Origin of the sequence: Pelagibius sp. (assembly GCF_028281305.1) — a bacterium.
In the GTDB taxonomy this organism is placed as follows: domain Bacteria; phylum Pseudomonadota; class Alphaproteobacteria; order Kiloniellales; family Kiloniellaceae; genus Pelagibius.
This window is the reverse complement of the sequence record NZ_JANQKD010000023.1, coordinates 241,795-250,786: the sequence shown is the minus strand read 5'-3', so window position 1 is coordinate 250,786 and position 8,992 is coordinate 241,795. Positions and strand designations below refer to the sequence as shown.

Here is an 8,992-nt window from a genome sequence, read left to right as displayed (position 1 = left end):
ATATCTGAACTCATAAGACTTCCCCCGATGGAAAAGGACCGATATCCCATGTCCCAGGCCGCTGCCACAGCGGGGCCCGCCCCCGGCCCCTCCTCCTCCGCCAAGGCCCAGTTCGACTGGCAGGACCCCTTGCTGCTCGACGAGCAACTGAGCGAAGACGAGCGGCTGATCCGGGATACGGCCCGGGCCTACTGCCAGGACTCCCTGATGCCGCGCATCCTGGAGGCCAACCGCAACGAGATTTTCGACCGCGCGATCATGACGGAGATGGGCGCGCTGGGTCTGCTCGGCTCGACCCTGCCGGAAGCCTATGGCTGCGCCGGCGCCAATCACGTCAGCTACGGACTGATCGCCCGGGAGGTGGAGCGGGTGGATTCAGGGTACCGCTCGGCCATGTCGGTCCAGTCGAGCCTGGTGATGCATCCGATCTATGCCTATGGCAGCGAAGCCCAGCGCCAGCGTTTCCTGCCGGGACTGGCGCGCGGGGAACTGGTCGGCTGCTTCGGCCTGACGGAACCCGATCACGGCTCCGATCCCGGTGGCATGCGCACCCGCGCCCGCACCGTGGACGGCGGCTACCGCCTGACGGGATCCAAGATGTGGATCACCAATGCGCCGATTGCCGATGTCTTCATCGTCTGGGCCAAGGACGACAGCGAGACGATCCGCGGCTTCATTCTCGAAAAGGGCATGGAGGGGCTGAGCGCGCCAAAGATCGAGGGCAAATTCTCGCTGCGCGCCTCCATCACCGGTGAGATCGCCATGGATGACGTCTTCGTGCCGACCGACAACCTGCTGCCGGAGGTGTCGGGGTTGAAGGGCCCCTTCGGTTGCCTCAACAAGGCACGCTACGGCATCTCCTGGGGCGCCTGGGGCGCCGCCGAGTTCTGCTGGCAGGCGGCGCGCGACTACACCCTCGAGCGCAAGCAGTTCGGACGGCCGCTGGCTGCCACCCAGTTGGTTCAGAAGAAGCTGGCCGACATGCAGACGGAGATCACGCTCGGCCTGCAGGCAAGCCTGCGGCTCGGCCGCCTGCTGGACGAAGGCAAAGGGGCGCCGGAAGCGATCTCGCTGTGCAAGCGCAACGCCTGCGGCAAAGCGCTGGACATCGCGCGGAACGCCCGTGACATGCACGGCGGCAACGGCATCGCCGACGAGTACCATGTGATCCGCCACGCGATGAACCTTGAGGCGGTGAACACCTACGAAGGCACCCACGATGTCCACGCCCTGATCCTGGGCCGCGCTCAGACGGGCCTTCAGGCTTTCTTCTAAGGCCTCATTCGGGGCCAAAAAACAAAGCAGCCCCGGCCGCGATGGCGGCCGGGGCTCAGCTTTATGCGAAGGGCAATACCGCCGGCCCAGCAGGCCGGGGGTAAGGAGCAGCTAGGCGGCGCTCAGGTTGCGCGCCATGCTGGCCGGGGTCGACCAGAACTGCTGCACGCGCCGCAGGGCGTGATTGGCCGCGTCCAGCCCCTCCTCCGACAGCTGGCCTTCGGTCAGCTGCGTGGCATGCTGATCGAACAGCGCCGAGATGCTGCGATAGACCGCGATACCCTTTTCGGAGGCCCTTACGTGGAAGGACCGGCGGTCATGGGGCGAGCGCTCCTGAATCAGATAGCCGTGCTCGACCATCTTCTTCACGTTGTACGAGACGTTTGAGCCCAGGTAGTAGCCACGCTGGGTCAGCTCGCCGATCGACAGCTCTTCGTCGCCGATGTTGAAAAGAATAAGGGCCTGAACGTTGTTCAGGTCCCGGACGCCCTGGCGGTCGAGGTCAGCCTTGATGACTTCAAGACACTGACGGTGCAGCCTCTCCACCAAGCTGATCAGGTCAAGATACTTCGACTTCACGATTCCCTCGCATAGCTCTTTGATTGGAAGCCTCTTGGCATTCCTACAAGGCTAACGGGAAGCCTGTTAAACTTTACTTAACAGATGAGGGATTTATCTCATTGTTTTATATAGATATTTAATGGCGTTCCGCTGATTGCCACAGGCCTTCGAGGCATAGAGGCCGGGGGCTCCGTGCCGTTCCGGAGCGGCGGCTCGGATCAAACCTCGGGTTTACCTTCGATCAGCTTGATAATCGCCGAATAGTCGAGGCCGCCGTGACCGGCATTGACGAAGAGGGTGTAAAGGGCCGCCGCCTCAGCCCCCAAGGGCGTGGCAGCCCCGGCGTGATTGGCGGCGCTCTGCGCCAGCTTCAGATCCTTGTGCATCATCGCCGCGGCAAAGCCAGGCTGATAATCCCGGTTGGCTGCCGCAGTCTCGACGAGCCCGGGAACCGGGTTGTGGTTGAGCATCGCCCAACAGGATCCTGAGGCCGCGGAACTGATGTCGAAGAGATCCTTGGGATCGAGGCCAAGTTTCTTCCCAAGCGCAAAGGCCTCGGAAATGGCGATCATGGAAATGCCGAGGATCATGTTGTTGCAGATCTTGGCAGCCTGACCGTTACCGGCTCCGCCGGCGTGGACGATGTTGCGTCCCATGATCTCGAGACAGGCCTTGGCCCTTTCGAAGGCCGGCGCCTCTCCCCCGACCATGAATGTCAGCGTGCCGGCCTCCGCCCCGGCAACGCCGCCGGAGACGGGCGCATCGATCATTGCATGCCCGCGCGCAGCGGCCTCACCATGCACCTCCCGCGCTGTCGCCACATCGATCGTGGAACAGTCGATAAAGAGGCTGTCGGCGCCGGCGCCGGCCAGGAGTCCGTCCGGCCCCGTGTAGACGGAGCGCACATGCTCACCGGCAGGCAGCATGGTGACGATGGTGCCGGTCCCCTCCAGAAGCGCGCTCTGCTCCGAAGCAACGGAAAGCCCGGCCGCTGCCGCGGCGTCCCGCGCTGCGGCGACGACGTCGAAGCCGACGACCTCGTGCCCGGCCGCCAAGAGGTTCTTCGCCATCGGCAGACCCATGTTGCCCAAGCCAAGAAATCCGATCCGCGCCATCTCTTCCTCCCCTTTGATCGCTTTGCCCGTCGATTGCTTTGTCTTATGCCGGCCTTGCATGCGACCCGCTATGGAAACGTCAGATCGCGGTCGCCCAGCGGCCGGAAGTGCGCCTCCACCGCTTCGGCGGTCACCTCGGGCAGGGTTGCCGGTGTCCACTTCGGCTGGTTGTCCTTATCGACCAGCACCGCGCGAATACCTTCGTAGAAGTCGGCCCCGGCCATGAAAGCCTGGCTGAGACGGTACTCGTCGACCATTGCGCTGTCGAAGTCCATGCCTTCGCCGCGTGTCACCTGTGCAAAGGTCACCTTCAGACTGGTTGGCGACTGGCGGCGAATGGTCTTGGCCACCTTCGCCGGCCAGTCGCCTGCTTCCGCATCCAGCGCCTCCAGGATCTCCTCGACCGAGGGAGCTGCGAAGCAGCGATCGATCAGCGCGCGATGATTGGCAAGCACAGCGGCGCCGGGCTCTGCCGTGAAACGCTCGATAACGGCGTCGACGACGGCCTCCGGCGCGGCGCTTTCCCAGTCCGCCGAAGCGAAGGCCTCCCGCAAGGCCGGAATCCTGTCGCCTTCTACGAAGTCGGTGGCGAGACCGCAGTAGAGCGCATCGGCGGCATTCAGACGCCAGCCGGTCAGCGCCAGAAAGAGGCCAAGCTTGCCGGGAAGCCGGGGCAGGAAATAGGTGCCGCCGACGTCGGGGAACAGCCCGATCCCGGTTTCCGGCATCGCCAGCATCGTCCGCTCCGTCGCCACGCGGTGGCTGCCGTGGACCGAGAGTCCGACCCCGCCGCCCATGGTGATGCCGTCGATCAGCGCCACATAAGGTTTTGGAAAAACATGGATCATCCGGTTGAGCCGGTACTCCTCCCGAAAGAACGCGCGCGTCAGGTCGCCGCCGTTCCGCCCGGCCTCGTAAACCGCCCGGACGTCGCCGCCGGCGCAGAACGCCCGGTCGCCCGCACCGCTGATCACGACGGCCTTGATGTCGGAAGCGGTCCGCCAGGTCTCCAGACGCGGCATCATCGCGTCAATCATCTCCAGGGTCAGCGCGTTCAGCGCCTTCGGCCGGTTCAGCGTTATGAACCCGGTTCCGCCCTTCTCCTCGAACTCGATCTCGCTACCCTCAGTCATACAGTACCGTTACCTGTTCCTGATCCTGTTGCATCACTCACCAAGCAGCCTGCGCGCGATGATGACGCGCATGATTTCGTTGGTGCCCTCCAGTATCTGGTGGACACGCACGTCGCGCAGAAAGCGCTCGACCGGGTACTCGCGTATATAGCCGTAGCCACCGTGCAGCTGCAGGGCGTCGTTGCAGATACCGAAGGCGGCGTCCGTTGCATAGCGCTTCGCCATGGCGCAGTGCAGGGTCTTGTCGGGAGCGCCTTCGTCCAGCATAGCGGCCGCCCGCCAGACCATCAGCCGCGCCGCCTCCAGCCGGGTCGCCATGTCGGCGTACTTGAACTGCAGCGCCTGGAACTGGTCGAGGGTTCTTCCGAACTGACGGCGCACTGTCATGTGTTCGTGGGCGGCCTCAAGACAAGCCCTGGCACCGCCCAGCGAGCAGGCACCGATGTTCACGCGCCCGCCGTCGAGGCCCATCATCGCGAACTTGAAGCCCTCGCCCTCGCCACCCAGCAGGTTGGCGGCAGGCACGCGGGCGTCCTCGAAGACCACGGCAGCGGTCGGCTGGCTGTTCCAGCCAAGCTTCTTTTCCTGTTTGCCGAACGAAAGGCCCTCCGTCTGCTTCGGAACCACAAGAGCCGAGATCCCAGCCGGCCCCTCGCCGCCGGTGCGGCACATGACGACGTAGACGTCGCTGGCGCCGCCGCCGGAGATAAAGGCCTTGGAACCGTTGAGGACATAGTGATCGCCGTCTTTCCGCGCGGCGGTCTTCAGCGAGGCTGCGTCGGAACCGGAGCCGGGCTCGGTCAGGCAGTAGCTGCCGAAGTGTTCCATGCTCAGCAGCTGCGGCAGAAAGCGCTCCCGCAGGGCGTCGCCGGCAAAGCTGTCGATCATCCAGGCGACCATGTTGTGGATCGACATGTAGGCGGCGGTCGACACGCAGGCCGCGGCCAGTTCCTCGAAGATCAGCGCCGCGTCAAAGCGGGTCAGCCCCGACCCGCCCGAGCCCTCGCGCACGTAGATGCCGGCCAACCCCAGGGCGGCCGCCTTGCGCAGGGTCTCGACCGGAAACTCGCAGGTCTCATCCCAGCGCGCCGCATGGGGTGCCATCTCTTCGGCCGCGAACTGGCGGGCCATGTCCTGAAAGGCGCGCTGTTCATCGTTGAGATTGAAGGACATGGGGGAACCCCGCAGGAGGACGCCGAGAGGCAGAGGACGGATCGGCGGCGATGATAGGGCCGGTCCCCGTTCTGTCAATCAGCCCCGGGCAATCAGCCCCGGGCAATCAGCCCCGGGCAATCAGACTTGGGGCGGGATCAGCGGACGCAACGGCGCCGGCAAGGCTATCCCGGGACCGCTGCTCCGGCTGGAATCGGGTTCCCTCAAGGGTTGAAGGGCGCAAGGGGAGACGACGGCCCTGGCAGAAAAGGGGCTCGGCCTGGCAGGACAAGGCGCTTGACATTGGGCCGGCTTCGTCGTTCCTTGCTGCTTCAGCGCCGATTTGGTCTCAGCTTGCGGGCGCTTTAGAAATGCGGCTAAACGAGTGGTGAAAACCGCCCGGGTCAGCCGCGGCGGTTTTTTTGCTGAGAGGGGTGCCTGGACTGACCCTCCCAAGGGGTTCGCGGTGATTTGAGGGGTAGCTTGCTCCGCGTCAACAAAGGCTAAAAATCCACTCCTGGGTGGGCCCCTCTGGGAGATGACATCTTGAGACGACCGAAAGACTACGAGGGCCCAGACATGACCGATTCCCCGAAGAAGACGCTGAACCCGGAAACCCTGGCGCTGCACGCCGGCTACCGCAGCGACCCGCATACCGGCTCCGTCGCCGTCCCCATTTATCAGACCACGTCCTACGAGTTTCAGGACACCGATCACGCGGCCAACCTCTTCGCGCTGAAGGAGCTCGGCAACATCTACACGCGGATCATGAACCCAACCTGCGACGTGCTGGAGCAGCGGGTTACGGCGATCGAGGGCGGCGCCGCCGCTCTGGCAGTCTCCTCAGGCCAGGCCGCGTCCGCCATCGCCATCCAGAACATCGCCCGCTCCGGCGACAACATCGTCAGCTCAACCGACCTCTATGGCGGCACCTGGAACCTCTTCGCCAACACTCTCAACACCTTTGGCATCGAGGTGCGCTTCGTCGACCCGGCTGACCCGGAGAATTTCCGCCGCGCCACCGACGAACGGACGCGCGCCTACTACGCCGAGACCCTGCCCAACCCGAAACTGGCCGTCTTTCCCATCGGCGAGGTGGCGGCCATCGGCAACGAACTGGGCGTGCCGCTGATCGTCGACAACACGGCCGCGCCCGTCCTCTGCCAGCCTTTCAAGCACGGCGCCCACATCGTCGTCTACTCGACGACCAAGTACATCGGCGGACACGGAACCTCCATCGGCGGCCTCCTGGTCGACGGCGGCAACTTCGACTGGGAGAAGCATGGGGAGCGTTTCCCGCTGCTGACTCAGCCCGACCCCAGCTACCATGGCGCCGTCTGGACCGAAGCCGCCAAGCCGCTGGGCCCCATCGCCTATATCCTGAAAGCAAGGGTCACGCTGCAGCGCGACCTTGGCTACGCCATGAGCCCCTTCAACGCCTTCCAGTTCATTCAGGGCCTGGAGACGCTGCCGCTGCGCATCCGCGAGCACAGCCGCAACGGCGCACGCGTGGCGGAGTTCCTGCAAGGCCACGCGGACGTAACAAACGTCATCCACCCCTCGCTGCAGGACGGTGAGAACCGCCGCCGGGCCGATGCCTATCTGAGCGGCGGCTACGGCGGCCTCGTGGGCTTCGAGTTGGCGGGCGGCAAGGAGGCCGGGCGCCGCTTCATCGACTCCCTGAAGCTCCTCTATCATGTCGCCAACATCGGCGACGCACGGAGCCTGGCGATTCACCCGGCAACAACGACCCACTCGCAGCTCGCCCCGGAAGAGCAGCTCGCGACGGGCGTGACGGACGGCTACGTGCGCCTCTCCATCGGGATCGAGCACATCGACGACATCCTGGCCGATCTCGACCAGGCGCTGACGGCCGCGCGCGGCTCCGCCGCTGCGGCAGAGTAGCACCGGGTAGCGCTCGGGCAGCATCATCGAGGCAGGTTTTCCGGACCGCATTGGTCCGGAAGCCCGTCCGGTGATCAGATTCCAGACAGAAGGAAAGCGACGCGACCGTGCCCTACAGGATCGCCGAGAACGCGGCCCTCGTGATCATCGACTTCCAAAAGGCAATCGATGATCCCGTATGGGGCCGCCGCAACAACCCGGACGCCGAGGACAAGGCGGCCCGGCTGCTTGCGATTTGGCGGAAAGCGGGCCGGCCCATCGTGCATGTCCAACACCTCTCCACAGCGCCGGACTCCCCCTATCGTCCCGCGCAGCCGGGCTGCGACTTCAAGGACCTGCTGGCCCCGGGGCCCGGGGAGATCGTGATCCAGAAACGCACCAACAATGCCTTCATCGACACCGGCCTGGAGGCCACGTTGCGGGGCTTTGGCATCGGAGAACTGGTCATCGCCGGTGTCCTGCTGCACAACTCTGTCGATGCCACGGTCCGTATGGCCGGCAATCTGGGCTTCAAAACCTGGCTGGTCGAGGATGCGACAGCCAGCATCGACCTCACCGACCTCCAAGGACGCCTCTGGACCGCAGAGGACGTTCACGCGGTCAGCCTGGCCCAGTTGAATGGCGAGTATGCCAGCGTCGTCCGCAGCGAGCCCTTTCTGGACCGGCTGCAGACGCTTGTTGCCGATGGCACACCGGCCTAAACTGGCTCGAGCTAGATTTTGCCTGCCGATCCATGAAATCCGGGGCCCAGAGAACGTAATGACCGACCTTTCAAAGAAAGAAACGCCTTCCCTGCGCGCCATCCCGCAACAGGAACAGACGGCACCGGCCCGCGCACCGGAGAGCCTCGGGGCCTATCCGCAGATCCGCATGCGGCGCAACCGCCGTGCCGGGTGGATTCGCCGCATGGTGGCCGAAAACCACCTGACCGTGGACGACCTGATCTGGCCGGTTTTTGTGCATGAGGAGAACGGACGTAAAGCCGTGGCATCGATGCCCGGCGTGGATCGCGTGGGGCTGGACTGTCTTGTCGATGCGATCGGTGAAGGCACCGACCTCGGGTTGGGCGCAATCGCCCTCTTTCCCTATACGGAGCAGTCGCTGAAAACCTCCGATTGCGAGGAGGCCGTCAATCCCAACAATCTCGTCTGCCGGGCCGTGCGCCGGATCAAACAGGCCTTTCCTGAGGTTGGAGTGATCTGCGACGTGGCGCTGGACCCTTACAACGCAGATGGCCACGATGGCCTTGTGCGGGACGGTGAGGTTCTGAACGACCAGTCGATCGAGGTCCTCTGCCAGCAGGCCCTGATCCAGGCCCAGGCCGGCTGCGATGTCGTTGCGCCGTCGGACATGATGGACGGTCGGATCGGCGCCGTGCGGACCGCGCTCGACGAGGCCGGGCTCAGTCACGTCGCCATCGTCGCCTATGCGGCAAAGTACGCCAGCTGCTTCTACGGGCCCTTCCGCGATGCCGTCGGCTCCGGGACAAATCTCGCCGGCGACAAGAAGACCTACCAGATGGACCCGGCCAACAGTGACGAGGCCCTGCGGGAAGTGGCTCTGGACCTGCAGGAAGGCGCCGACATAGTCATGGTCAAGCCGGGCATGCCCTACCTGGACATCATCCGGCGGGTGAAAGACCGCTTCGGCGTGCCGACCACCGCCTATCAGGTGAGCGGGGAGTACGCGATGATCAAGGCGGCGGCTGCGAACGGCTGGCTGGACAACGACAAGGCCGTCATGGAAAGCCTGCTCGCCTTCAAGCGGGCCGGCGCCGATGCCATCCTGACCTATTTGGCGCCAGAGGCCGCGCGTCTGCTGAAGGCGGGGTAAGTCGCCCCGCAGTCCGCG

Annotated in this window: 8 protein-coding genes; 4 read left to right on the top strand and 4 right to left on the bottom strand. The window is 64.7% G+C overall.

Going from position 1 to position 8,992, the window contains the following annotated elements; all coding sequences use genetic code 11:
* Nucleotides 1-48 precede the first annotated feature (48 nt).
* The gene (locus Q0982_RS07135; RefSeq protein WP_299393448.1) at nucleotides 49-1,275 is read left to right on the top strand and encodes an acyl-CoA dehydrogenase; all 1,227 of its coding nucleotides are present in this window, start codon (nucleotides 49-51) and stop codon (nucleotides 1,273-1,275) included.
* Between the two features lie 111 nt (nucleotides 1,276-1,386).
* On the opposite strand, the gene Q0982_RS07130 is transcribed toward Q0982_RS07135, so the two are convergent.
* The 4 genes from Q0982_RS07130 to Q0982_RS07115 all read right to left on the bottom strand — a co-directional run bounded on the left by Q0982_RS07130 (nucleotide 1,387) and on the right by Q0982_RS07115 (nucleotide 5,257).
* Nucleotides 1,387-1,854: a MarR family winged helix-turn-helix transcriptional regulator gene (locus Q0982_RS07130; protein ID WP_299393429.1), complete on the bottom strand. Its 468-nt coding sequence runs from the start codon at nucleotides 1,852-1,854 to the stop codon at nucleotides 1,387-1,389.
* 200 nt (nucleotides 1,855-2,054) lie between these two features.
* Complete coding sequence (mmsB, locus tag Q0982_RS07125) at nucleotides 2,055-2,951, bottom strand: 3-hydroxyisobutyrate dehydrogenase (protein ID WP_299393426.1); 897 nt, start codon at nucleotides 2,949-2,951, stop codon at nucleotides 2,055-2,057.
* 68 nt (nucleotides 2,952-3,019) lie between these two features.
* Nucleotides 3,020-4,084 (bottom strand): enoyl-CoA hydratase/isomerase family protein, encoded by a 1,065-nt coding sequence (locus Q0982_RS07120; protein WP_299393424.1) that lies wholly within the window; start codon nucleotides 4,082-4,084, stop codon nucleotides 3,020-3,022.
* A 33-nt stretch (nucleotides 4,085-4,117) separates the two neighbouring features.
* Nucleotides 4,118-5,257 carry an acyl-CoA dehydrogenase family protein gene (locus Q0982_RS07115; protein ID WP_299393421.1) on the bottom strand — a complete coding sequence of 380 codons (1,140 nt, stop codon included), beginning with the start codon at nucleotides 5,255-5,257 and terminating at the stop codon, nucleotides 4,118-4,120.
* Between the two features lie 558 nt (nucleotides 5,258-5,815).
* Here Q0982_RS07115 and Q0982_RS07110 point away from each other — a divergent pair.
* From Q0982_RS07110 to hemB, 3 genes are all read left to right on the top strand, one after another.
* A complete protein-coding gene (locus tag Q0982_RS07110; protein ID WP_299393447.1) occupies nucleotides 5,816-7,141 on the top strand; it encodes an O-acetylhomoserine aminocarboxypropyltransferase/cysteine synthase family protein in 1,326 nt (441 codons plus the stop codon).
* A gap of 107 nt (nucleotides 7,142-7,248) precedes the next feature.
* Entirely contained in the window at nucleotides 7,249-7,842 is a 594-nt protein-coding gene (locus Q0982_RS07105) for a cysteine hydrolase family protein (protein WP_299393418.1), read from the top strand.
* A gap of 169 nt (nucleotides 7,843-8,011) precedes the next feature.
* A complete protein-coding gene (gene hemB, locus Q0982_RS07100) occupies nucleotides 8,012-8,974 on the top strand; it encodes a porphobilinogen synthase (protein ID WP_322096972.1) in 963 nt (320 codons plus the stop codon).
* Nucleotides 8,975-8,992: the final 18 nt, after the last annotated feature.